Raw genomic sequence first — 25674 nt, 5'->3', positions numbered from 1 at the left:
GACCGCTGAAGTTTATGCTGCAGCCTACAAGGCCCTGGGCGTACCGGTGTATTCCTCGGCAGTGTTCAACTTTATTCCCAAGACCGCCATGGACTTCTACAAGGCCATCGCCGCGGACGACCACGAGACCGTGGGCAAGTTGATTGATGACTTCTTCCTGCCGTATCTGGACATCCGCAACCGCTGCTCCGGTTATGCCGTAAGCATTGTCAAAGCCGGTGCGAAGATCGTAGGCCATGATGCCGGCCCGGTGCGTGCACCGCTGACCGATCTCAAGCCGGACGAGTATGAGCGCCTGGCGGCTCTGATCGATAAGCTCGGCCAGCAGTAACAGCTCTTGGTTCGGCGGCGCTTTATACAGGTGTGCCCATTTCCGCCGAGCCTCTTTTTATTTCCGGGGCAGCATTATCCTGCTCCACCCATAAACCGTTACCCGCCACAAGAATAACAGTGGGAGAACGTCTATGAGTTACACCCCCTCCTCAGCATATTCAGCCGAGACGCTGGCCACTGCCGTTGCCAAGGTTAAACGGCACGTTCTACCGTTGTTCATCCTCATGTTCATCGTCAATTACATTGATCGCGTGAATATCGGCTTTGTCAAAAACCATCTGCAGACCGACCTTGGCATTGGCGTAGCTGCCTATGGTCTTGGGGCAGGCCTGTTCTTTGTGGGTTACGCACTCTTTGAGGTGCCATCCAACATTCTGCTGCAACGGGTCGGCGCACGCGCCTGGCTGACACGTATCATGGCCACCTGGGGCATCGTGGCCGCCATGATGGCGTTCATCCAGAACGAAACGCACTTTTACATCCTGCGCTTTCTGCTTGGTGTGGCCGAAGCGGGCTTCTTCCCGGGTGTCATCTATTACTTCACACGCTGGCTACCAGGTGCTGAACGCGGCAAGGCGATTGCACTCTTTCTTTCCGGCTCGGCCATCGCCTCGATCATTTCCGGCCCTGTGACTGGTGCCTTGCTGCAAATCGAAGGCCTGGGCCTGCATGGCTGGCAGTGGATGTTCCTGATCGAAGGACTCTTTTCCGTAGCTCTGTGCGGATTTGTCTGGTTCTGGCTGGACTCCTTGCCTCATGATGCCAAATGGCTCAAACGTGAGGAGCAGGATGCGCTGGTGGAGGCCATCGCTGAAGAGCAGCGCCAGCGTGAGCAGGCACAAACGGTCAAGCCAACCTTGCTACAACTGCTCAAGGACACGCAGATTGCCCTTTTCTGCCTGATCTACTTTGCCATCCAGCTGACTATTTATGCCGCGACGTTCTGGCTGCCCAGCATCATCAAGAAAATGGGCAACATCAGTGATTTCGAGGTTGGATTGTTCAACTCCGTACCTTGGATCATCTCGATCGTAGCCATGTATCTCTTTGCTTCAGGGTCCGCGCGCTGGAAGTTTCAGCAAGCCTGGGTAGCCGTTGCCCTGCTCATTGCGGCGGCAGGCATGTTCATGTCTACGACCGGCGGCCCGATCTTCGCGTATGTCGCTATCTGTTTCGCTGCCATTGGGTTCAAATCAGCGTCTTCCTCCTTCTGGCCTATTCCACAAGCCTACCTGGACGCACGCATCGCAGCTGCTGTACTGGCCTTGATTAATTCTGTGGGCAATCTAGGCGGATTCGTGGCACCGACGGTATTCGGCATTCTCGAAGAGCGGACCGGTTCGATTCAGGGTGGCCTCTACGGTTTGGCCTGTACCTCGATCCTGGCTGCTGTCGTGGTGTTCTTTGCCCGTACGACACCTAAGGGGCAAAAGCCGGATTCGGGTGAACCTGTTTTTGAAAGCCGGACAGCGTAGTACGTCTTTGCCTGGCAGCGTAGAGCGGCCAGGCGTTACTCATCGAACACACCATAAAGGCCTAGCGCCACGTTTAGTTACAGCCTATCGCGTACAAGAGGAATAATGATGAACGCCCAGGTTAATCACGACGCATTGACACACGCACCGGTTATCACAGACATGCAAGTTATCCCCGTTGCCGGGCATGACGGCATGCTGCTTAACCTCAGTGGCGCTCATGGTCCGTTCTTTACTCGTAATATCATCCTGATCAAGGACAACGCTGGCCACACAGGGGTTGGCGAAGTGCCGGGTGGCGAAAAAATCCGTCAGACCCTGGAAGACGCGCGCAGCCTGATCGTGGGGCAGCCTATCGGGGCCTATAACAATATTCTCAACCAAATGCGCAGTACCTTTGCTGACCGTGACTCTGCTGGCCGCGGACTGCAGACATTTGATCTGCGTATCACCATCCACGCTGTTACCGCCGTAGAAGCCGCTCTGCTCGACCTACTGGGCCAGCACCTTAATGTGCCAGTAGCCGCTCTTCTGGGTGAGGGTCAGCAACGTGATGCTGTAGAAATGCTGGGCTACTTGTTCTACGTAGGCGACCGTACCAAGACCAACCTGGCCTATCGCAGCGAGCCCGAGGCTGAAAACGACTGGTTCCGTGTACGTCATGAAGAAGCCATGACGCCTGAAGCGATTGTTCGTCTAGCTGAGGCGGCCTATGCACGCTACGGTTTCAACGATTTCAAATTGAAAGGCGGCGTACTGCGCGGTGAGGAGGAGATCGAAGCGGTGACGGCACTGGCCGAGCGCTTCCCGGAGGCTCGCATCACGCTGGACCCCAACGGTGCCTGGTCATTAAAGGAAGCCATCGCGTTGTGCCGTGACCAGCACCATGTGCTGGCCTATGCGGAAGACCCATGCGGTGCCGAGAATGGTTATTCCGGCCGCGAAGTCATGGCCGAGTTTCGACGAGCAACAGGCCTGCCTACCGCCACCAACATGATCGCCACCGACTGGCGCCAGATGGGCCATGCTATCCAGTTGCAATCGGTAGACATTCCACTAGCCGACCCGCACTTCTGGACCATGCAAGGCTCCGTACGTGTGGCACAGATGTGCAATGACTGGGGGCTGACCTGGGGTTCGCATTCCAATAACCACTTCGACATTTCTCTGGCAATGTTCACCCATGTTGCTGCCGCTGCACCCGGCAAAATCACAGCTATCGACACGCACTGGATCTGGCAGGACGGCCAGCGTCTGACCAAGGAGCCGTTCCAGATCAAGAATGGTCTGGTAGCCGTGCCGCAAAAGCCAGGGCTGGGTGTAGAAATCGATATGGACCAGGTAGCCAAAGCCCATGAGCTCTACAAGGGGATGGGCCTGGGCGCGCGTGATGACTCGGTCGCCATGCAGTTCCTGGTTCCGAATTGGATCTTTGATAACAAGCGCCCCTGCCTGGTGCGCTGAACAGCCCCAACGTAGATCGCCCTACGCAGCGTAACCGTACCTTAGGAGTAAAATAATGAAAAAAGCACTGTGCGCCTCCCTTGTAACCGCTTTCGTTTCACTGACTGCCATCAGTGCGCTCGCTGCGGAAGAAACCAAGTGGCCCACCCGTCCCGTCCAGGTCATCGTGCCTGCCAGTGCGGGTGGCGACACCGATTTCAATGCTCGGACGATGGCCAAGTACTTTAACCAGATCACGGGCAAGTCGATGGTCATTACCAACATGGGCGGTGGTGGCGGCTCCGTAGCCACCTCACAGGTCAAAGAGGCTGAACCCAACGGCAATACGATCTTGTTTGCCCATGTCGGCCAGTTAGTTGTCAATGAGGTCTCCGGCCTGATCGACTACGGCTACGATGCCTTCGATGTGTCCTGTATCGCTGGAGTAGACAAGGGCGCGGTTTTTGTATCAGGAAAAGCGTCCGGTATTGATACGCTGGATGCTCTCATCCAAAAAGCCAAAGCGAAGCCCAACAGCGTTATCTATGGAACGGAGTTAGGCGGCTTCTCGCATTTGCAAGGACTGATCTTTCAGAAGCTTGCCGGAATAGAACTCAAGATGGTCGATACCGGCTCGGCTGCCGAAAAAGTGACCTCCTTATTAGGCGGCCGTATCGACATGTCGGCCGTGAGTTATGGGGCCGTACAGGATTATGTCAAAACGAGTGACATGACGATTCTGGCGCAGCCCAACGAAGAACCGAACCCACTCTTGGGCGATGTAAAAACCTTCAAGGAACAGGGTATCGACTTTGTTGTAGACAAGCCTTATGTCATTGCTTTCCCTAAAGGAACAGACCCGGCCATTGTAAAAAAGATGGCTGACATCATGAAGCAAATCACTGAGATGCCTGCCTATGCGAAGGATCTCGAGCAAGGCTTCAAACAGCCGGTGAGCTATTACAACACGGAAGAAGCCATAGCCCGCCTGAAGGAAACACGCGAAACGTTCATGCAATACAAGGATTTGCTGCAGCAAAACAAGTAACCACCCTACCAGCGCAGGCTCAACTAACAAACCTGCGCTGCTTTTCCGTGTGAGGACTCTATATGGAAGGCCACAAGAAAAAAGAGCTTGTGATCGGCGTGGTGATGCTCGGCGCTGGTCTGTCTTACCTGTTCATGACAATGAACCTACCCCGCAAAGGCTTCATTGATGCAGCGTTCGTCCCTTATGTCCTAGCCTTTATCCTATGCCTACTGGGCATACTGCAATTGATCGCAAGTAGAAAACCGGCCACCTCCCAGGCGGAATCGGAAGATGACAACACACCGATTGATTACGCTACCGTACTTAAAACCTTAGGGTTGATTGTTCTCTACGCTGCTCTGCTGAAAGCCGTTGGCTTTCTGCTCATGACGACGGTGTATCTGTATCTTCAGTTCATGGTATTAACGCCCGTCAGCCAGCGTGTGAAACATGTAAGTTACCTGATCATCGCCGCTGTCGCCTCGGTCTCCATCTACTTTATCTTCCGCCATGGCTTCGATCTGATGCTGCCAGCCGGATTCCTGGACCTCTAAGGAGACGGCCATGCTCGAACTCTTGCAGGAAGGTTTTTCCGCTGTATTTTCGCTGCAGATTCTAGTTCTTATTACCCTCGGTGTAGCAGTCGGCATTGTCTTCGGTGCTGTACCTGGTCTTACCGCCGTGATGGCCATTGCGTTGAGCCTGCCTTTGACTTACACCATGGGACCCGCTGCCGGTCTATCGTTATTGGTATCACTGTATATCGGCGCGACTTCGGGAGGGCTGATTTCTGCCATTCTGCTAAAGATTCCAGGCACTCCCTCTTCTATCGCCACTACATTCGACGGCGCGCCGATGATGGAAAAAGGCGAAGGAGTCAAGGCGCTGGGTGCTGGAATCGTGTTCTCGTTTATCGGTACGATCCTGAGTATCGCCGCGCTGATGTTCATCGCACCCTGGCTGGCCAAGATCGCCTTGCGGTTTGGCCCGCATGAATATTTTGGGATTGCGATTTTCTCTCTGACATTGATTGCTACGCTCTCGACCGGCTCGATGATTAAAGGACTGTTCTCCGGTGTGATGGGCTTTGTCTTTGCTACAGTGGGAATCGCACCGGTTGATGCCATTCGCCGCTTTACCTTTGATACGCCCAATTTGAACAGCGGCTTTGAGATTCTTACCGTGCTGGTAGGCATCTTCGCCATTTCGGAGATCATTAAGGTAGCCGAAAGCGTAAGAGCCGAGCGCAAGGCTACGGTGGCCACGGTCAGCATGAGGCAGATCAAGGGATTCGGGTTTTCGATGAAGGAATTCGTCAGCCAACTGCCCAACGCGATCCGCTCTTCTCTGATTGGTATCGGCATTGGCATTCTGCCGGGTGTAGGAGCTGGCACTTCGAACATCGTGTCCTACATCGTGGCCAAGAAACGCTCGAAATATCCCGAAAAGTTCGGCAAGGGTGTTATCGATGGGGTGGTCGCCAGTGAAACAGCTAATAATGCTGGTATTGGCGGCGCGATGATTCCGTTGCTGACCCTGGGAATCCCAGGCGATGCCGTGACGGCTATTCTGCTGGGCGGCTTCATGATCCATGGCATTCAGCCTGGGCCAATGCTGTTCATGAGCCAGGGCAGTCTGGTCTATACGATCTTCGCCGCCCTGCTCCTGGCCTCTGTCATGATGTTGGTACTGGAATTCTATGGATTGCGGATCTTTATTAAGCTACTGGCCGTCCCCAAACATATCCTCCTGCCTATCATCCTGGTGCTGTGCGTAGTAGGTGCCTTTGGCCTTAGCAGTCGCATCTTTGATATCTGGACCATCCTGCTGTTCGGCCTGATCGGCTACGGCTTTGTAAAAGGGGGCATTCCTGCGGCCCCCTTCATCATCGGCTTCATTCTCGGGCCGATGGCCGAAACCAATCTGCGCCGTGGACTGATGCTTTCAGACGGAAACTTCACGGGATTCCTGACTAACCCGATTTGCGCCACCTTTTTGCTGCTGGCTGTTTTTTCAATCGCCTGGCATGTCTACGGCACCCTGCGTCCGCAGAAAAAAAACGGAGCCGCCGAGTTGTTACGCTCGTGACAGTCCCGGCCCGGTGCTTCTACACCGGGCCTCTTTTAATAAGTTCAGCCCTGTGCCACCTGCGTGATACCACGTAATAGAACGAACGAAGCGGGCTGACCGCCAGGAGAGACCACACGGACCTACACCCCGTTATCTTTACAGGAGACCCTTCATGAGCGACACGTCACAATCGCCCACCTTGCTATTGATCGGCCCACTGTTTCCTTCCCTGCAACAGCGGATCGAGTCCACCTATAAAACGCACCGCTTATGGGAAACCGACGATCCGAAACACTTTTTGGCTACCCATGCAGAAGACATCAACGGAATTGTCACGAGTGGTATTCATGGCTGTACCGGTGACATCATCCGAGCATTACCTCATTTGCGGGTCATTGTCAGTTTTGGGGTAGGTTATGACGCTATTGATGTCGCGACTGCACGCGACCGAAACGTTCTGATCAGTAATACTCCTGGCGTACTGGATGATTGTGTGGCCGATACAGCATTTGCCCTGCTGATCGATGTAGCACGCAGCATCAGTGCATCGGACCGATTCGTGCGCAGCGGCCGCTGGCTAAAGGAAAAGTTTCCTCTGGGACGCAAGCTCGCCGGTAAAACCTGCGGTATCGTCGGGCTGGGCAATATTGGCAAGGCGATCGCCAAGCGAGTAACGGCTTTCGACATGAAGGTAGCTTATTACGGTCGCCATCAGCAGCAGGACGTACCTTATCGCTATGAGCCCGATCTCAAGACCTTAGCCAGCCAAGCCGATTTTCTTGTGTTGGCAGTTCCTGGTGGTAGTGCTACCCACCATTTGATCGATGCCGACATACTCCAGGCCCTAGGCAAGGATGGCTATCTGATCAATATCGCCCGCGGCTCCGTAGTAGATGAGGCAGCTCTGGTAGACGCGTTGCAACGCGGCGTGATTGCTGGTGCCGGGCTTGATGTCTTTGCCCATGAGCCTCACGTGCCCCAACCGTTGTTGGAAATGGACAATGTTGTCCTGACGCCCCACCTGGGCAGCGGCACTCACGAGACTCGTCAGGCCATGGCTGATCTCGCCTTTGAAAACCTGACCCTTTATTTCACAAACGGGCAGCTCAAAACGCCCGTGTAATCGCTCATGCCTCCCTTGCATGAGCGCAAGGAGGCGTTCCTTTCCCTTTCGAACAGGAGACTCGATAACGTTCCATCGCTCCCCTCCCAACGAGGCAGGCTTGTTTGAACCCCGTTCTATGGCCTGCAGTAGGTCTGCCGACATTGGACTGTGAAACGCTCTTGATAGTGACAAAAACAATCAATCTATTCAGAGGGTTAATCCCGTGGCGCAAACCGAATCCGCTTCGAAAAAGGCAACCGGCATCTCCCGCTTTTCCTTGGCCAATGTGGTCAAGATATTAGGACCCGGCATCATTGCTGTGCTCTCTTGGCTAGGTGCAGGAGACCTGATCACCTCATCGGTAGCAGGCTCCAATTATGGCTATGCCATGATGTGGGTATTGGCCGTCTCCCTGCTGCTCCGTTTTCTAATCGTGAACATTATTGCTCGGTTCCAGCTATGTAATAACCAGGGCATGAGCATTTTGCAGGGCTATGCCCAACTACATCCTCTTTTTGCTTATTTTATGTTTGGCTATGCCTTGATCATGGCACACCTGACGAATGCATATATGGTCAAGGGCGCGGGCGAGGCCCTATCGACTTTGCTACATATCAATCATCCCCTGTTGTGTTCGGTAGCCGTCGTGCTGGCCGTATGGATGCTTGTTGGCCGAAACTTTTACACCATGATCGAGGGGGTAATGAAGCTTCTGCTGGCCATTATGACATTGGCCTTTCTATCTCTGGCCATCATGGCTACACCGGACCTAGGGGGGATTTTGTCCGGCACTATCGGGTTCAGCATTCCGGCGGATGAAGGTGTTCATGGCGCCCTACTGGTTGCCGTGTCGGTCATTGGTGCCGTGGCAGGATCGTTCTCCAACTTCGTTCATCCGTATGTCATGAAAGAGAAAGGCTGGACGGGGCCTGAGCACAAGCGCATTCAGCGTAACGACCTCCTGTTTGCAGTAATCGTAGGCATCATTATTAACCTGGCAATCTGGGTAGTCGGTGCCGAAATCCTACGACCCAACGGTATTCAAGTGAATACGCTGGATGATCTGGGCACTGCACTGGAGCTCTATTTTGGCAAAGGCGGCTGGTTAATTTTCTTCGTGGGTGTTTTTGCAACGCTGTTTGCAAGCATCTCCGGCAAGACAACAGCATTGCCCATGCTTATCACCGATGCCTTCCAATACATCCGCCCCGGCCGCCGCGAACGCTACGGCAAGGTGCTGCATAACGACCCGATGCATAAGTGGTTCATGCTTTTCATCTTGGTCACACCGTTGATTTGGTCCCTACCCGGTATGCCGAATTTCGTGACTCTTACCATTGCGGTAAATGCATTGAACATTATAGGCCTACCGGTTATTTCGCTTGGCCTGCTGATTATGTCCAACCAGAAATCGCTGCTGGGTAAATACCGGAACAACTGGTTCGAAAATATTGCGTTGGGTTTCGCGACCGCACTAGCCGTCTGGATTGCCTTCCAGCTAGGTGCTGATCTGCTTACATGAGCCACTACGCCTGAGGATTTACAAGATCCTCAGGCATTTTTGGTCCTCCAGGTAGACCGTTGAATTAGGACTTTTTCCATTACTAGACGCTTTATAAGGCTACTTTTTAGAAAGCTGATAAGTGGCTTAAGCAAGGCTAGGGGTATGCGACGGAGTTTAAGAACCCCAGCTTTTTGGTAGCAACGCACAGATGTTATGCCTTAAGGAAGTGAATCTTTATGCTATGGCCAAGCCTAAAAATCAGGCCCGACGCTCATTATCAAGGAGAATCAATGTTCATTAAGAAACTGGCTGGCTCGTTGTTTGGACTCCTACTCCTCAGTGGTTGCGTCCAGCAAGGCGCTGAGATTCCCGAAGCGGCTACAGATCAACCCTCTAAAGCCGCCAGCCCAACAGCGCAGGCACCCATGGATTTCAATACCGCCAAGGTGATGGCCGAGCGTGGCGATATCGAGGCGCAGGTCAAGCTGGCCAATTTCTACTTCATGGGGAAACCCAGGAAAGACCTCAAGCAAGCCGAATACTGGTGGAAGATGGCCGCCGACCGTGGTCATCCTGAAGCGGCCGTTAACCTGGCATTTTTGTACTCGGGGCAGGCCGATCCGGCGATGGCCAACGAAGCGGACATGATCAAGTACCTGAACCAGTCTGCGGCTGGGGGTAATCCAATGGCCCAGCACATGCTAGGTAATTTCTACATGGACGGCATGCATGGCCTGCCAAGGGATACGTTTCAGGCCAAGCGGCTTTACCAAAGCGCTTGCGACAAGAAATTCGAAAGTAGCTGCCAGCGTCTGTCTACCTTTCCCTGAATCGACAGCTGGGTCAGCCTTTCAACTGCCCCAGCTCCTACCCTTACCTCAGCGATGCTTGAAGTCTGCTTCACGCTTCTCGACAAAAGCAGCCATCCCTTCCTTTTGATCTGCGGTGGCAAAAATAGAGTGAAACAGGCGGCGCTCAAAGCGCACGCCTTCGCTCAGGCTGGTTTCGAAGACACGATTGATGCTTTCCTTGGCCATAAGCGTGGCGGTCATCGACCTGCCAGCGATCTCATGGGCAACTTTCAAAGTTTCATCCAGCAGACTGTCCACTGGCAGGATTCGAGCCACCAGCCCTGCCCGTTCAGCTTCAGTCGCCTCCATCATTCGACCGGTAAGGCACATTTCCATGGCCTTCGCCTTGCCCAATGCTCGGGTCAAGCGCTGGGTGCCGCCCATACCGGGCAGTACGCCCAACTTGATTTCCGGCAGCCCGAACTTGGCATTCTCAGCCGCATAAATGAAATCGCATAGCAGCGCCAGTTCGCAACCGCCTCCCAAGGCATACCCGGCCACGGCAGCGATCATGGGCTTGCGCCGGCTGGCAACACGATCCACCGCAGCGAAAAAATCGTCCAGGTAGATATCCGGGAAGGTCAGATCGGCCATTTCCTTGATGTCCGCCCCGGCGGCAAACGCTTTCGAGGAACCGGTCAGGACAATACAGCCGATGCCCTTGTCACGCTCCAGCTCATCCAGTGCTTGGTTGAGTTCATTAATCAGCTGAGCGTTGAGCGCATTGAGGGCCTGAGGACGGTTCAGAGTGATCAGCGCCACGCGCTCTTGGACTTCAACAAGCAAGGTTTCATAAGTCATGCATTATTCTCCAAGGTTCCGGGCAATGACGAGCCGCTGGATGTCACTGGTGCCTTCGTAAATCTGACAGATACGGACGTCCCGGTAGATTTGCTCGAGCGGATAGTCATTCAGGTAACCATAGCCACCCAATGTCTGTAACGCTGCAGAGCAAACCCGCTCAGCCATCTCCGAGGCGAAAAGCTTGGCCATGGACGCCTCGACCAGCGCCGGCCGACCCGCTTCTTTCAACGCCGCGGCATGCAATACCATCTGCCGCGCCACCACGATTTCAGTTGCCATATCGGCCAGCCGGAACGCGACGGCCTGATGCTTGACGATAGGCTTCCCAAAGGTTTGCCGCTCGTGGGCGTAATGCCGTGCATAGTCGAACGCAGCCCGGGCCATACCGACTGCCTGGGCAGCAATTCCGATACGCCCGCCCTCCAGATTTGCCAGGGCAATCTTGTAGCCTTGCCCTTCTTCTCCTAACCGGTAGGAGGCCGGAATGCGAACATTGTCCAACTGGATCTGGCAGGTATCAGAAGCGTGTATTCCCAGCTTGTGCTCGACCCTGACGACGGAATAGCCGGGCGTTGAGGTGGGGACGAGAAAGGCGCTGATGCCACGCTTGCCTGCCGATGGATCCGTGATGGCAAAGACGATTACGACTCCGGCCGTGCTGCCCGAGGTGATGAATTGCTTGGCACCGTTAATGACATACTCATCGCCCTCACGCCGCGCCTTGGTGCGCAGGTCGCTGGCATCCGAGCCGGCCTGGGGCTCGGTAAGAGCAAAGGCCCCGATCATCTCTCCAGTTGCCAATGGCATCAGAAATTGGGTTTTCTGCTCTTCCGTGCCGAAACGATAAATCGGGACACAACCGACCGAATTGTGCACGCTCATGATGGTTGAGCAGGCACCGTCACCGGCGGCAATCTCTTCAAGCGCCAGCGCATAAGCAATATAGCCTGTATCACAGCCACCCCAGGTATCAGGCACCAGCATGCCCATGAATCCCAGTTCGGCCATCTCTCGTATCGCCTCGCGAGGAAAGGCATGCTCTCGATCCCACTCCGCCGAAAAGGGGCGTAGCCGCTCCTGGGCAAATTGACGGGCCATCTCGGCAATGCTTTGTTGTTCTTCTGTAATCAGCATGGTGGCTTCCTCAGATCAATACAGACATTCCACTGCCATGGCAGTCGCTTCGCCCCCGCCAATGCAGATAGCCGCTACGCCCTTTCGCAGCCCATAACGTCGCAATGCCGAAACAAGCGTGACCAGAACGCGTGCGCCGGACGCCCCAATGGGATGCCCCAGCGCACAGGCACCTCCGTGAACATTGACCTTTTCATGCGGCAAGCCCAACTCGCGCATGGCGATCATGGCCACTACGGCAAACGCTTCGTTAATCTCGAACAGGTCTACGTCTTCAAGCGACCAGCCAGTGCGTGCCATCAGTTTCTGAACAGCGCCGATCGGGGCGGTAGGAAACAGATGTGGCGCATCGGCAAATACGGAATGACCATGAATGACAGCCAATGGCGTAAATCCTTGCCGTTCGGCCTCGGAACGGCGCATCAGCAGAAGCGCCGCCGCACCGTCGGAGATGGAACTGGCGTTGGCAGCCGTAACCGAACCGTTCTCACGAAACGCAGGTTTGAGTTCAGAAATCTTGTCGAGCCGTGCCTTAGGCGGTTGCTCATCATCACGAATCACGCGGGTTTCCTTGCGAGACATGACGCTAACCGGAACGATTTCTGCGGCAAAAGCTCCCTCTTCGATGGCCTTGCGCGCACGAGTCAACGACGCCACCGCATACTCATCCTGCGCCAAACGACCGATGTCATGCTGCTGCGCGCAATCCTCGGCAAAAGTACCCATCAGCCGCCCCCTGTCATACGCATCTTCCAGGCCGTCAAAAAACATATGATCCAGCACGCGGCCATGTCCCATGCGGTAGCCGGAGCGCGCGCGATCCAGCAGGTAGGGAGCGTTGGACATGCTTTCCATGCCCCCTGCTATTACTGCACGGACACTGCCAGCCAACAAGCGGTCATGCCCAAGAATCGCGGTCTGCATACCGGAGCCACACATTTTGTTGAGCGTGGTACACGCCGTATGCTGCGCAAGCCCTGCGCCTAAGGCAGCCTGGCGCGCCGGCGCTTGCCCCAGCCCAGCCGGCAGAACACAGCCCATCAGTACCTCGTCAACCGCATCTGCGGCCACACCGCTACGCTCGATGACAGCCTGAATGGCCTGGGTTCCTAACTGCGTGGCGCTTAGGCTTTGCAGATCACCTTGAAAACCGCCCATGGGCGTGCGGGCCAGGGCTACGATAACAACAGGGTCTTGAGTGTTCATACTGTTTCCCCTTCCTACTTGGCGGCCATGCGCAGGGCGCCGTCGAGACGGATCACCTCACCATTGAGCATGCTGTTTTCGATAACGTGCTTTACCAGCGCAGCGTATTCATCCGGCCGGCCAAGGCGCGGCGGGAACGGTACGCCTGCGGCCAGGGAGGCGCGTACCTCATCGCTCATGCCTGCCATCATGGGGGTTTCGAAGATTCCGGGAGCAATGGTCACCACACGGATGCCGTAACGTGCCAGCTCTCGAGCAGCCGGTAATGTCATGCTGGCTACGCCGCCTTTCGAGGCGGCATAGGCCACTTGCCCGATCTGACCGTCGAACGCGGCAATCGAAGCCGTGTTGATGATGACACCGCGCTCGCCGTCACTATCCGGTTCGCCCTGCGCCATCGCGTCGGCAGCCAGCCGCAACATGTTGAAGCTGCCAATCAAGTTGATACCTACGATGCGGCTGAAGCTGTCCAGCCCATGCACTCCGCCACGTCCCAGCACCTTTTCACCACCCACCACACCGGCGCAATTGACCAGTCCGTTAAGAGCACCGAACGTGTCCAACGCGGCTGCAACCGCTAATTGGGCCTCCGCCTCCTGGGTAACATCCGCAATAGCACAACGGGCCTGTGGCCCAAGTTCGTCTACTTTGGCCTCGATACTTGGTGCATGCATGTCGACCAGCATGACGCGCGCACCGGCGCTGACCAGCAGCGAGGCCGTTGCCGCGCCGAGCCCTGAACCGGCTCCGGTCACCAAAAAGACCTTGTTTTCGATTTGCATAGTGCACTCCTTACGCCGCGGACACCTGAGCGGCCTGGGCTTTAGCGATCTCCTGATTACGCAGGATGAAGCGCTGGACCTTGCCGCTGGGCGTTTTGGGAAGCTCCGCCACGAATTCGATTTCTCTAGGATAAGCATGGGCCGCCAACCGCTTGCGTACGTATTGGCGCAGCACATCAGCAAGGTCAGGGGTCTCGCGGTATTTAGCGTGAACGACTACAAACGCCTTGATAATCTCGGTCCGCTCCGGGTCCGGCTTGCCGACCACTGCCGCCTCAATAACGGCCGGGTGCTCGATCAGGGCGCTTTCTACATCAAAGGGACCGACGCGGTAGCCTGAAGTCGTGATGACATCATCGGAGCGCCCTACGAAACTGATACTACCGTCGGCGTTGAGCTCGACCGTATCTCCACTAAGGTAGTAATGATCGACGAATGCCTTGGTAGGCATATCCAGGTAGCCTGCAAACCAGCACATGGGCGATTGCTTCAGGTCCACCGCCAGGATGCCCGGCTGCCCAACAGGCAACTCTCGAGCGTTGTCATCAACCACTACTACCCGGTGGCCGGGACTTGCGAAGCCCGCGGACCCGGCACGTACCGGATGCTTCAGTGCATGGTGATTGCACAGCACCATGCCCAGCTCAGTCTGGCCATAATGGTCATGGATGGTGGCCTCAAGATTCTGGGCGAACCAGCGGATGACCTCAGGATTGAGCGGCTCGCCCGCACTGCTGACCGCCCGTAGCCGCCCCTTCAAACATTCGATAACGCTGTCGCCACCGGCAATTAGCATGCGATAGGCTGTAGGCGACCCGGCCAGATTGGTGATGCCGTACTTGCGAATTATTCGGCAGGAGCTTTCTACCGAGAAAGGGCCATCGTAGAACGTCGTAGGATGCCCCAGTGCCAATGGGCCAGTCACAGCATAGTACAGGCCATAGGCCCAGCCCGGGTCGGCTACGTTCCAAAAGGCGTCTTCAGGGCGCAGGTCAATCGCATCTTCCATATAGCCTATAAAGGCCGCGATAGCCTTGAGAGGCACGGCCAAAGGTTTGGCCGGCCCAGTAGTCCCGGACGTGAACATGAGCAGAAATGGATCATCACCCCTTCGCATGACAGGCTCGAAATGAGTCGAGTGCTTTTCCAGCTCACTCCAGAAACTAAAGTCCCCTCGCTCGATGCCCAGGCCGCGTCGGCCTCCCAACGTGACGATAGCCGGGCAATTCTCAACGTCGGTCAGCTTGCCGCGATTCGCCCCTTCCGTGACCACCAGCTTGGCACCTGACGTGTTCAGACGATGTTCGATGGCCTTGGGACCAAAGGCTGTGAACAGCGGCTGATAGACCGCACCGGCCCGCCAGGCTCCCAGAATCGTGATCAACAGCTCGGGCGTACGAGGCATCAACCCGGCTACACAGTCTCCAGGGCCTATCCCCTGGGCGGTCAGGAAATGGGCGAACTGGGCCGAACGCTGTTGCAGCTCGGTGAATGTCCAGGTCTCGCTGCTGCCGTCGCGTCCCTCCCAGAACAGGGCGATACGTCCCGGCAAGGCATGACGGTCACAGCATTCGACACAGGCATTGAGAGAATCAAGCGTTCCACTGAGTCGAGGTCTGACAACGGTGGCGTAATCGAAGCGGGAATAGGCAGTCTGATAGTCCTGCATAGCCTGCATGGTGAGTTCCTCGGGTTGTTTTTATTGGAACGTCAGGGGCACCTTTTGACTGTATCTCGTAGGTCTGGTCTTGCAATGGTCAAACCCTTCAATATGCCTGAGCGGTTTGGACAATCAGGTAGAGTCGGTCTGCGCCAGAATCAGATTGCGGTAATGTCCGGGATTGGTTCCGGTCCACTTACGAAAGGCCTTATAAAAGGAGCTGATATCGGCAAAGCCCAATTGACTGGCGATATCGGAATAGCTCATGGCCGGTTCCGCCAGCCAGTCGATGGCCCGCTCCTTACGCACCGCATCCTTGATCGCCTGGTAGGACTGACCCCGCTCAGCCAAGCGGCGGCGCAAGGTAGCAGGGGACATGCACAGGGTTTGGACAAGGACTTCGCTGGTCGGCCAGTGCTCGCCCGGCACTAGCCTCAATTGTGTTTTGATTCGGCTGGCGAGGCTGTCCGAATCCCGATACTTTTCCAGAATATTGCACGGCGCTTCCGCCAGAAAGCGCTGAAGATCCGGCTCGCTGCGCCGGACAGGTAGATCCAGGGCGGACGCTGCGAAAATGATACGTGTCCGGTTCTGATTGAAGCGCAGGTTATCTGAGAACATCACGCGGTAATCTGCCGTGAAAGCTGGCTCTTCGCAGCGCAACTCGACCGCCAAGAGTGGTATACGCCGTCCGGCCAGCCAACAGGCTACCCCGTGCACGATCATCCAGTAGGTGAAATAGGCGAAAGCTCGGTTAGGTGGGCCCTGAGGTTCGCGTAAGATAATTTCAGCCAGACTCCGGCTAGGCATCAACTCGCCCTGCAGCCGCTCGAACATGAGGTTTAGAAACGCCAGACCATGGGTCAGCGCAGCACCTACGGTGGGCTGTGACATCCCTGCCCGACACAGGAACTCGAAACTGCCCGAGCGCATGCCGCGCGGGTCCATCCCAAAGAACTCATCGTCATAACGCCGAGCCAGTCGACGCCAGAGCTTGCCGTAGAAGGGAACCGGAACGCGCCCGGTGGTTACCTGCAGGATATCTGAAGGCAAGCCAACGGCAGATAACAGCTCAGTTGGCGTCAGGTTCTCTTCGCAGAAACCCTGCAGGGCCTCATGGACCAGATGTGTAGAGATTGTGCCTTTATGAACCGATGGGTTTGGCTGCACCCTGCTAGTCCTTTAGATCACGAAGCGGATGCTCCTCTTCTGGGAAAGCCGGCTCGAAAAAGGCATCCAACCAGGCAGTGTTATCAGTCTCCAGTGGATCGGGATGCCACTTGGGCTGACGATCCTTATCGATCAGCAGGGCGCGGATGCCCTCTTCCAGCTCACCAAGCTGAGTACAGCGAACCGACAGGTCCAGCTCGCTGCGCAGCGCCTGCGCCAACGACCACCGCTTGCTCCGCCGCAACTGGCGCAGCGTGATCGCGGCGGACGTGGGCGAGCCCTGAGCCAGCGTCCTGGCAGCCTTGCTCAACCAGGCATTATCGCCGGTATATGCCTTGATCCCCATGAGCAACGCCTGGTCATCGTCAACATCAGTCATTGCCTGAATCGTGTCGAAAAGAGGCTGGACATTCGGCTCGGGCATTACTCCCCTGCTCGCCTGCTCGTGCTCACGCAATAGCCGAGAAATTGACCTATGGCTTATCGCATGGGGCAAGGCTTGAAGATCTGCCAATACGTTTTCACGACGGTCAGCTGTAATGCAGCGATCAGCCAGCCCTACAAACACCCCATCAGAAGCAGTAAGTTGCGCCCCGGTCACGCCCAGGAACAGCCCGCAGCGGCCCGGCATGCGGTTGAGAAACCAGCTCGCCCCAACATCCGGATACAGGCCAATGCTGACCTCAGGCATGGCCACCCGTGTGGTTTCGCACACAACCCGGTGAGAAGCACCGGCCAGGAGCCCAAGGCCGCCTCCCATGACATAGCCTGCGCCCCAGACGATTACTGGTTTGGGATAGTGATGGATGAAATGGTCGAGTCGATATTCCAGGGTGAAGTAGTCCCCAGTCATCTTTCCGGGGCCGGCCTGCCCTTCGCGCATGGCCTTGTACAGCGACACGATATCGCCACCGGCACAGAATGCCTTTTCGCCGCGGCCCTCCAGCCACACCGCTTCGATATGGGGATCACTGGACCAGCGCTGGAGCTGCTCCATCAGTTGAACCGCCATACCAAAAGACAACGCATTGAGACTGGTTGGCGCGTCGAGCGTGACTCGTCCTATCGCTCCGCCCGACCGTAACGGCATGTCTGAAACCTGAATATACGTATCGCTCATGAGTATCGTCTCGGTCTTGTTCTTGTAGGAGGCGTCTAATGTCCTGAACCGTATGGCTGATTAAGCGCTGACAAGTGGACCTGAACGGCAGGCCATACGCTGTGGCGAGCTATTGCAGGGCTCTAGCGAGATGCGCTAACCCCCCCCCCCTCGTTACGCCTGCACCACAGCGTTTAAAAACCGCAAATTTAATAGGCTAACTAACAATTCAGGGCGCTAGCTTCAAACGCTGTCGCCACTATCGGAACCACCTGTTCAGCTAAGCATAATCTGCCAATCCCTTACAATCCTTAATCGCTCACTGAGGGGGCGCTGTAGCTTCAGCCAATCAAGGTGCGCAGTCTTTCATCACCGTTCTGCCTGTTATCGGTAAGGTTGGCTTGCCGACTATTGGACCTTTGTATTCGCTTTTTTTTCACCTATAACTAATCAGGTCAGCAACCTACAGGGTAAACCTCATGCATTTTCTCATTATGCAGAGCCAGTATGGTCATAAGCTGGTTAGCTATAACAAAGCAGTATTTGAATTAAAAAAGGCGCTAAGTGAGCTAAAGGAGCGGAATGCTGCCAATACGCCCATGATTCTTGACGAAAAAGTGGTCAAAAGCACCTATCTGTGCAATGACACTGGCATGCCTGTTCAGGAAATCGATGGCTATCTCATCCGGTTGGCAGAGTTGTAGATTTTTCTACCCTTGCCGTTTTCGCAAGGGTCGATCCATCGAGGCAGGATGCTTCAAAACCGCCCTCCCCTACTCCCATATTTGTTGTCCACAGGGGAAACCGGTCGATCATGACACTTGGTCATGATCGACCGTCACCTCTAAAAGCTCTAGCTTGAGCCACTGCTGCACTGCCAGCCAGACCGAAACCGTTCCCGCTACTCCGGCGCCCCTAATGCAAGCGTACGGTCACATGTCTTCTCGACTAAATACGGGTCGTGGCTGACCAGAAGAACGGCACAATTATGCTCGGTAGCCACTTGCGTCAATAAAAGAGCTACCTCGCGAGCTGTAATGGGATCCAGCCGTGATACAGGTTCATCCGCAAACAGGAAGACGGGCTCCAGCAACAAGGCGCGTGCAATTGCCAGCCGCTGCAGCTCTCCACCTGATACCTCATGGACAGCTCTGTCTAACAAAGCAGGGCTCAGCCGTAACTGCTCCAGAAGAGGCGGTACCTTTCGAGCGTCTAACCCATGTAGCCGGATCACATCGTCGAAGAGCTGTTTCAGGGAGGCCGCAGAGGCAAACGCTGCGAGAGGATCTTGGTACAGCTTCAGGTATTTGTAGGGAGCAACTCCAGGCGCTCGCACGACCCGGCCTTTATCGGCCGGTAGCAATCCCAACAGGATATCGCCCAGGCTGCTCTTGCCACAGCCACTGTCTCCTGTAATACCCACTATCTCGCCCTGGTTGATGACGAGATCCAACTCCTTGAATAAGGTTTTTCCGCCCCGAGTCTTTTCCAGTCCTTGCGCCTCAAGAACCGTAGCGCGGGACACGTTGGGCTGGTGACGCCTGACGGACGGCCAGCTCTCAGGCGCGGCGTTGATCAGCTCCTGGGTATAGCCCGCTGACGGTGCGCCTAGCAGCGATTCGGCGTTCCCCTGTTCGACCAGACGGCCGTTGCGCATCACCATGATTGTGCCGCCGATCTGGCGCGCCACTTCTACATCATGGGTAATGGTGAGTACCGCGCCGTCTTCGCCCTTTTGGCGAAGCAGCGCTGCAATGTAGTCGCGGCGGCTGATATCGAGTCCCTTGGTGGGTTCGTCGGCCAAAACGATCTCGGCACCTCCCGCTGTCGCTGCGCAAAAAGCCAGGCGTTGAGCCATACCGCCAGACAGCTGACCGGGCAGCCTATGACCGGCCTCCCCTAACCCTACTCCAACCAAGTCGCGCTGGGCCTTGACGTTGGCCTGGTCAGGCCGCTCCTGTTGGACGCACTCATAGACCTCGGCAACCTGTTGCTGGCTGCGCATCAAGGGATCTAGCGAGTACCAGGGCTCCTGCGGCAACATACTGATGTGATGCCCCCATAAGCGCTGCTGATCCTTGCGCGAAAGCGTATCAATGTCCTGCCCAACGATACGAACCGTTCCCTGTCTCCTCAACGGCGGAGGCAGCAAGCCCATGATGGCCTGGATCAAAAGACTTTTACCGGCCCCCGTCTCACCAAGGATTGTCAGCCGTTGACCTTTTGCCAAGGTTAAAGATATCGGCTCAACCAGTACTGAATCTCCTGCCACAATCGACAGGTTTTCAAGTTGCAACAGTGCGGTCATTTCGTCTTTCCAGCCAGCAGATTTAGGGCAATGATCAGTAGGAATACGGCGAATACGGGCTGTGCCAGTACCCAAGGTGCCTCGCTGTAATACGGAAAGAGCTCCACCATCATCAGGCCTAGCTCGGCAGTGGGTGGGCGAAGTCCCACCGCGACAAAGCCCAGCGCAGCCAATGCCAAGATAGAAGCGGCTGCACCAAACGCCGCCAACGTCAGAACCGGCGTAAGAAGTGCCGGCCAGACATGGCGCTTAAAGCAATAAAAGCTGCCAAACCCCAGCATCCTTGACGCCTGCATAGGTGACGACGCGACGGACGCTCGGGTTATTGCACGAACGACCCGGAAATATTCCACCCACAGCACCAGCGAGATCCCAAGGTAGAGCATGAGCAAAGAGCCCGGCGCTAAACCGGCAAAAAGCAGAATCAACACCAGCCCCGGTAAGGCCAATACCATATTCAAAACAAACGAGACGATGCGATCGATCCACCCTTCCCGCCAGCCTGCCAATACGCCCAAGGCCACGCCGATCGTAGCCGACGTAAGTACGCATACCAGACTTAGCAGAAGCGACAGCCGGAGCGCTGCTCCCATACGGGCCAGCATGCTACGGCCGAACTGATCGGTTCCCAGGGGTTCGGCAAGGCTCGGAGCGGCAAACAGGTTGCCCAGGTTCTGTACCGCAGGGTCCGTGCCGTTAAGCAGCCACTCGAGAAATGCGAAACCGACCAGACACGCCAGAATAGCGGCACCTATTTGCTGGCTGCCATTGAGTTGTTTGACACGTCTCATCAAGCCGCCTCCCTGCTACGTGGATCGATGGCATAGCACGTCAGATCGACAATGAGATTAAGTCCCACGAATATCAGCCCCAACGCTATTGCCGCCCCCTGAATCATGGGAACGTCGCGGCTAAAAATGGCATGCGCCAAACCATGGCCCAGGCCCGGCCAGGAAAAGAGGGACTCGATCATCACGACACCCTCGATGACGCTAGCCAACTGAATACCCAGAAATACCACGACCGGTAACGAGCAATTGCGTAAACCATGACGAAGAAAGGCCTGCCGGAACGTCAGCCCCTTGATTCGAGAAAAGGTAAAGAAGGCAGAGCGAAACACCTCGCTGGCGCTGTGACGAACTACCCGGCTGGAGACAGCCGCCATCGCCAGCGCCAGGCTGATTGCCGGAAGTACGAGATAACGAGGCCCATCGAAACCCGCTACAGGCAACATCCTCAGCTCCAGCGAGAACAGCAGAATCAGAGCCAGACCAATCATAAAAATGGGTTGGGCACGTAGAAAGGCCGAGACCATGAGCGACAAGCGATCAAACCAGCCATTCGCCTTCAATGCTGCATAAAGCCCCACGGGAATGGCGATCAGCAGAGACACCACTGTTGCCGCCCCAGCCAACATTAGTGTGTGCTCGAGCAAATGAAGCATTTCATGTACGACGGGCAGACCACTGACCAGCGAATCGCCTAGGTTGAAGCGCATCAGATCCAACAGCCAATTCAGATACAGTTGCCATACAGGCTGATCCAGGCCCAGTTCGGCACGAACCGCCTCGGCCGCGGCCAGGTCCACGTTATCGTGGCCGTAACGCCCGGCAGCAATACGAAACTCCATATCGCCGGGTAGCAGACGCAGCAGAATGAACGTCAGGGTACCAATACTCCAACAGACGAAAGCGGCCTGCAGCAGCCGCCTCAGTAATAGACCGATCATGGTTGTGCAAAGCTCATTTCAGAAAGACGATAATTGCGCTCGTAAGGATCAAAACTGAAGCCCTGGACGCGGCTGGAAACAGCGGTTTGCTGGGTATAGAACAGTACGGGAATGACAGGTATCTCTTCAGCCAGGATGTGAGCGGCTCGCTGAGCCTTTTCCCGATAAAGCACGGGATCACGTTCTGATTTAAGCTGTTCCAGCACGGCAGGTAACTCGTCGTTATGCCAGCCCATACCACCCCAGTCGCCATTACCGTGATTACCGTAATCGGCAATTAGAAGTCCTAAGGGATCGGCAATATTTCCGTAGTTACGTGCAACCAGCGCCAGCTCCAGAGAGCCATCATGGTGACCTGAGGCAATGCCACTGGAGTTAACGATGGAAACGTCTACATCGATGCCTATAGCACGCAGCTGCGCCTGGATCGCGGTGGCGACTACGTATAACTCGGGGCGATCCGCGTAGGTAATCAGGCTTACCTGAAAGCGTTTGCCGTCTCGCTCCAGAATGCCATCGGCTCCCGGCAGCCATCCCTCCTCGGCCAACAATCCTCGAGCGCGCACGATATCCTGCTTGATCGGAGGCAGATCATTGATGTGCCACTCTGCCAGTGAAGGTGGAACGAGCTGATTGGCTTCGCCGCCCGGTACGCGAATGATCTTTTCCGAAAGACCCTGACGATCAAGCGACAGACTCATGGCAAGGCGCGTATTACGCTCAGCCATGAACGGATGGCTTGCATTCACCTTGATCTGAATGGTTCGTGGAATCGTATCCGAATACACCCGGACATTATCCTGCCTGCGTAGCAGATTAAGGCTGGCAGGGTCCAGGGTATAAATGATGTCCGTCTGCCCGGCCATAACCTGTAGGGCACGACTTTCCGCCCGATGTCCGGTGAGATATACCACGTTTGGGATGGTGGCCTGTTTCCCCCAGTATTCCTCGAAGCGTGTCGCCTGAATACGATGGGGAGGGTCGAAGCCTACCAGCTTATAAGGACCCGTCCCCTGCATCCAGGCAACGTTGGCATCCTCTCGATACGAGGCGGGCGACAGGATAGCGGTCGAGTAATGGGCCATCACAGCCCCCAAGCGTCTGTAAGGCGCACGCAGATGTACCGCAACGGTCAAAGCATCTTCGACGTTTACGCTCTCAATGGCCGCGGATTGAATGACGCCCGGCTTGCGCAGCGCCATATTCAGAGCATTAACCACGGCCTCGGCCGTTAGCGGCGTGCCATCATGAAACCGTACGTTCTCCCGAAGACTAAAGCGCCACGTCAAACCGTTCGGACTCATGTCCCATGTTTGGGCCAGACCAGGCAAAAGCTCGCCATTGTCATTTACCTCCAGCAAGCTTTCCGCTATCTGCAAGCGGGTATACACATACCCATCGCGTGCCGGATCCTGGCTGGTAAATTCAAATGGCCCTCCCAGGGTCAACACATCGGGGTTCTGGTTTGGCGTGCAGGCTATAAGACCTACAGCCAGTGCGAACGCCCCTAAAAATACTTGCAGTTTCAAGCCGCCTCCTAGCGAATATTTAATACTGTATAACATAACATATTAAACGAAACGCCAAACGACTGCTCTAAGAAGAACAGTCGCTAGAGACGAACACTGGATTTAGTGGGTGGCGAAGTCAGTTAGAGGGCGGGAGAACCGGGCGTCCTTACCGTAGGCCAGCATCAACCCTATCCCTGCCAGTCCGATTACTGCGCAATAAGCCACGCAGAACCATGGACTGACCGGCATCAAGGCAATCAGGATCAAAGGCGTGACGCTTCCCCAGATCGAATAAGCAATGTTGTAGGTAAACGAGATTCCAGTCACACGGATATGAGACGGAAACAGGCCGATCATGACTGAGGGAACGACTCCTACGATACCGCACGCTAACCCAGCCATGGCATACCCGAGCCACACACTGAGCGCGTCGCTGACCAGGCTGGCATAGAGCATGGCAATACCGGGCGCCAGTAGTGCGCTGTATAGCCCTACCGCTCGCCAGGCGCCGATCCGATCAGCCACCCAGCCAGCCAGTACGCAGCCGATGTTCAGGAAGATGATCCCGATACAACTCAGGCGAAAGGTCTGGCTGGTCGGAATACCAAAATACTTCTGCATGACAGTAGGCGTGACCACTACCAGCACGACGACAGCAGACGTCAATACACAGGTGAGTACTGCCGCCGGCAGTAAGGCGGCACGGTGCTCCTGCAGGACCGTTGATAAGGGCAAGCGCTCGGACAAGGTCTTGCGAGCCTGCATTTCCTTGAAAACCGGCGTTTCGTTCAACCAACGGCGCAACCACACCGCGACAATGCCAAAGAACCCTCCCAGCACGAAAGGGATGCGCCAAGCAAAGTCATGAAGTTCTTGCTGGGTATAAATGCTGGACAACACCGTTGCGGTCAGTGCCCCTAGAAGATAACCAAAAGTGAGGCCAGCCTGCAGAATGCCTAACGCATAGCCTCGATGCGAGGCCGGTGCATGTTCAGCCACAAAGACCCAGGCACTGGGCACTTCACCCCCTACGGCCGCGCCTTGCAAAATGCGCAGCCCTAGCAGGATCAAGGGCGCAAAATAGCCGATCTGCGCATAGGTAGGCGTCACTCCAATCAACAAACTGGGCACGGCCATCAGCAGAATGCTCAAGTTGAACATGCGTTTGCGGCCGAGGCGGTCCGCATAATGAGCCATAAGAATGCCGCCCAGCGGACGAGCCAGATAACCTGTAGCGAAGATGCCAAAGCTTTGTAGCAGGCGCAGCCATTCAGGCATATCTGCAGGGAAAAACAACTGACTCAGCACCAGTGCGAAAAACACAAAGATGATGAAGTCATAGATTTCCAGCGCACCACCTAGTGCAGCCAGGGCTAGAGTCTTGTAATCCTTCCGCGACATGCGCCGCGCCGGTATAGAAGTATCACTGTGCATGTAAATGTGCCGATCAATAGCGAAACAGGAGGTGGCGCAGAATACAGGGAAGTCGGGTCTCCTCACTGCTCTTGGCACAAAAATGTCGTTACGTTCCTGCCAACTGATAACCGCCCCGACCTGTTTGAGCGCTATTTTGTACGCCTATCGGAGCGCCTGATTTTAATGCCATGACCTATCTTTTTATCCTTGGAGCCCGTGACCCCGAGATGATGATCATCGAGGATCTTGTCCTGAAGGCTCAACACCGTGTGGCTTATGCCCTGGCTGAAGAGCGCCGGGTTTATCCGGGCAATGCCTATCGGGCAGAACGGATTTCAACCCGCCCAGGCCAACCCCATGGCCGGACAATTTGGGTGGAATGCGCGCTGGCGGATGCGTCTTATCCTCGCGATATCGTTGTGGATCACCACCACGAGGGCGATCCCGGCTTCGACATGCCACCGGCCCGCTATTGGGAAGGGTCTTCCCTGGGCCAGGTATGCCACCTGCTCTCACTTGAGCCTACCTCTGAACTGCGCCTGGCTGCTGCGGCCGATCATTGCCTGAGTGCGGCGTACAAGAGCCTCTGCCCTGGCGTCGACCCTGATGATCTCAAAGCCTGGCGTATCGCGTCGCGCGCCAAGTGGCAAAAGATCGACCCAGAGGTATTAAGCGCCAAGGTGGAATCCGCGATCGCGCAGGTCCGGCAGCTTCAGCCACTTAAGGTTGGACCCTACGAGTTCTTTGATGCATTGGACCTGGATATTCCTGAGCTCTCGGAAGCCTCTGCCATTCTCGGGAAGCCGGTCATGTACAGCCTGCCAGAACTACGCAGCGGCCGGATCAAGGTGGGCGCCTTGAACGGCACACCCGAGATGATGGATGCCTGGATGGAATTCGCCCGTACGGTATTGCAGCTGGACGATGTCTACAGCAGCCCGCTACGCGGCTATGCCGAAGGTTATCTCAAGCAGTAAGGGACGCCGTCTCGTACGGAACATAATGTCGCCTGAGCGGACAAACGGAGGCTACTATTTGAAGGAA

23 protein-coding genes are annotated in these 25674 nt (G+C 55.8%); 11 read left to right on the top strand and 12 right to left on the bottom strand.

Annotation, left to right across the window (positions count from 1 at the left end; translation table 11 throughout):
• The 9 genes from IQ22_RS16595 to IQ22_RS16555 form a co-directional block, all read left to right on the top strand.
• A partial coding sequence (locus tag IQ22_RS16595) for a dihydrodipicolinate synthase family protein (protein ID WP_208733658.1) occupies positions 1-331 on the top strand: 331 nt, incomplete at its 5' end.
• Between the two features lie 133 nt (positions 332-464).
• Positions 465-1808: an MFS transporter gene (locus tag IQ22_RS16590; RefSeq protein WP_145143999.1), complete on the top strand. Its 1344-nt coding sequence runs from the start codon at positions 465-467 to the stop codon at positions 1806-1808.
• 108 nt (positions 1809-1916) lie between these two features.
• The gene (gudD, locus tag IQ22_RS16585; protein WP_145143997.1) at positions 1917-3272 is read left to right on the top strand and encodes a glucarate dehydratase; all 1356 of its coding nucleotides are present in this window, start codon (positions 1917-1919) and stop codon (positions 3270-3272) included.
• A 55-nt stretch (positions 3273-3327) separates the two neighbouring features.
• On the top strand, positions 3328-4299 hold the full coding sequence (locus IQ22_RS16580) for a tripartite tricarboxylate transporter substrate binding protein (protein ID WP_145143995.1): 972 nt from the start codon (positions 3328-3330) through the stop codon (positions 4297-4299).
• Between the two features lie 62 nt (positions 4300-4361).
• Positions 4362-4835: a tripartite tricarboxylate transporter TctB family protein gene (locus IQ22_RS16575; RefSeq protein WP_145143993.1), complete on the top strand. Its 474-nt coding sequence runs from the start codon at positions 4362-4364 to the stop codon at positions 4833-4835.
• A 10-nt stretch (positions 4836-4845) separates the two neighbouring features.
• Positions 4846-6369 carry a tripartite tricarboxylate transporter permease gene (locus IQ22_RS16570; RefSeq protein ID WP_145143991.1) on the top strand — a complete coding sequence of 508 codons (1524 nt, stop codon included), beginning with the start codon at positions 4846-4848 and terminating at the stop codon, positions 6367-6369.
• Between the two features lie 154 nt (positions 6370-6523).
• A complete protein-coding gene (locus IQ22_RS16565) occupies positions 6524-7474 on the top strand; it encodes a 2-hydroxyacid dehydrogenase (RefSeq protein ID WP_145143989.1) in 951 nt (316 codons plus the stop codon).
• 244 nt (positions 7475-7718) lie between these two features.
• Entirely contained in the window at positions 7719-8978 is a 1260-nt protein-coding gene (locus tag IQ22_RS16560; protein ID WP_244309226.1) for an Nramp family divalent metal transporter, read from the top strand.
• 272 nt (positions 8979-9250) lie between these two features.
• The gene (locus tag IQ22_RS16555; protein WP_145143985.1) at positions 9251-9790 is read left to right on the top strand and encodes a tetratricopeptide repeat protein; all 540 of its coding nucleotides are present in this window, start codon (positions 9251-9253) and stop codon (positions 9788-9790) included.
• 48 nt (positions 9791-9838) lie between these two features.
• On the opposite strand, the gene IQ22_RS16550 is transcribed toward IQ22_RS16555, so the two are convergent.
• From IQ22_RS16550 to IQ22_RS16520, 7 genes are all read right to left on the bottom strand, one after another.
• Positions 9839-10612 carry an enoyl-CoA hydratase gene (locus tag IQ22_RS16550; RefSeq protein ID WP_145143983.1) on the bottom strand — a complete coding sequence of 258 codons (774 nt, stop codon included), beginning with the start codon at positions 10610-10612 and terminating at the stop codon, positions 9839-9841.
• Between the two features lie 3 nt (positions 10613-10615).
• On the bottom strand, positions 10616-11749 hold the full coding sequence (locus IQ22_RS16545; RefSeq protein ID WP_145143981.1) for an acyl-CoA dehydrogenase family protein: 1134 nt from the start codon (positions 11747-11749) through the stop codon (positions 10616-10618).
• 15 nt (positions 11750-11764) lie between these two features.
• Positions 11765-12955 carry an acetyl-CoA C-acyltransferase gene (locus tag IQ22_RS16540; protein ID WP_145143979.1) on the bottom strand — a complete coding sequence of 397 codons (1191 nt, stop codon included), beginning with the start codon at positions 12953-12955 and terminating at the stop codon, positions 11765-11767.
• A 14-nt stretch (positions 12956-12969) separates the two neighbouring features.
• Entirely contained in the window at positions 12970-13737 is a 768-nt protein-coding gene (locus IQ22_RS16535) for an SDR family NAD(P)-dependent oxidoreductase (RefSeq protein WP_145143977.1), read from the bottom strand.
• A gap of 10 nt (positions 13738-13747) precedes the next feature.
• Complete coding sequence (locus tag IQ22_RS16530) at positions 13748-15406, bottom strand: acyl-CoA synthetase (protein WP_145144022.1); 1659 nt, start codon at positions 15404-15406, stop codon at positions 13748-13750.
• 123 nt (positions 15407-15529) lie between these two features.
• On the bottom strand, positions 15530-16567 hold the full coding sequence (locus tag IQ22_RS16525) for an AraC family transcriptional regulator (RefSeq protein WP_425298874.1): 1038 nt from the start codon (positions 16565-16567) through the stop codon (positions 15530-15532).
• 4 nt (positions 16568-16571) lie between these two features.
• On the bottom strand, positions 16572-17687 hold the full coding sequence (locus tag IQ22_RS16520) for an enoyl-CoA hydratase/isomerase family protein (protein ID WP_145143975.1): 1116 nt from the start codon (positions 17685-17687) through the stop codon (positions 16572-16574).
• A gap of 458 nt (positions 17688-18145) precedes the next feature.
• On the opposite strand from IQ22_RS16520, the gene IQ22_RS16515 reads away from it, so the two are divergent.
• A complete protein-coding gene (locus tag IQ22_RS16515; RefSeq protein WP_145143973.1) occupies positions 18146-18370 on the top strand; it encodes a hypothetical protein in 225 nt (74 codons plus the stop codon).
• A 197-nt stretch (positions 18371-18567) separates the two neighbouring features.
• On the opposite strand, the gene IQ22_RS16510 is transcribed toward IQ22_RS16515, so the two are convergent.
• From IQ22_RS16510 to IQ22_RS16490, 5 genes are all read right to left on the bottom strand, one after another.
• The gene (locus IQ22_RS16510; RefSeq protein ID WP_145143971.1) at positions 18568-19974 is read right to left on the bottom strand and encodes an ABC transporter ATP-binding protein; all 1407 of its coding nucleotides are present in this window, start codon (positions 19972-19974) and stop codon (positions 18568-18570) included.
• The gene (locus IQ22_RS16505; RefSeq protein ID WP_145143969.1) at positions 19971-20765 is read right to left on the bottom strand and encodes an ABC transporter permease; all 795 of its coding nucleotides are present in this window, start codon (positions 20763-20765) and stop codon (positions 19971-19973) included. Before IQ22_RS16505 ends, IQ22_RS16510 begins: the two co-directional genes overlap by 4 nt.
• Positions 20765-21703: an ABC transporter permease gene (locus tag IQ22_RS16500; protein WP_145143967.1), complete on the bottom strand. Its 939-nt coding sequence runs from the start codon at positions 21701-21703 to the stop codon at positions 20765-20767. Before IQ22_RS16500 ends, IQ22_RS16505 begins: the two co-directional genes overlap by 1 nt.
• The gene (locus IQ22_RS16495; RefSeq protein ID WP_244309220.1) at positions 21700-23232 is read right to left on the bottom strand and encodes an ABC transporter substrate-binding protein; all 1533 of its coding nucleotides are present in this window, start codon (positions 23230-23232) and stop codon (positions 21700-21702) included. Before IQ22_RS16495 ends, IQ22_RS16500 begins: the two co-directional genes overlap by 4 nt.
• 102 nt (positions 23233-23334) lie before the next feature.
• Positions 23335-24648 carry an MFS transporter gene (locus IQ22_RS16490; RefSeq protein WP_145143963.1) on the bottom strand — a complete coding sequence of 438 codons (1314 nt, stop codon included), beginning with the start codon at positions 24646-24648 and terminating at the stop codon, positions 23335-23337.
• A 170-nt stretch (positions 24649-24818) separates the two neighbouring features.
• On the opposite strand from IQ22_RS16490, the gene IQ22_RS16485 reads away from it, so the two are divergent.
• The gene (locus IQ22_RS16485) at positions 24819-25607 is read left to right on the top strand and encodes a hypothetical protein (RefSeq protein WP_145143960.1); all 789 of its coding nucleotides are present in this window, start codon (positions 24819-24821) and stop codon (positions 25605-25607) included.
• Positions 25608-25674 lie beyond the last annotated feature (67 nt).

This window comes from Pseudomonas duriflava, from assembly GCF_007830155.1.
Classification (GTDB): domain Bacteria; phylum Pseudomonadota; class Gammaproteobacteria; order Pseudomonadales; family Pseudomonadaceae; genus Chryseomonas; species Chryseomonas duriflava.
The sequence above is the reverse complement of the archived record's forward strand: the minus strand, read 5'-3'. Positions and strand labels throughout refer to the sequence as shown.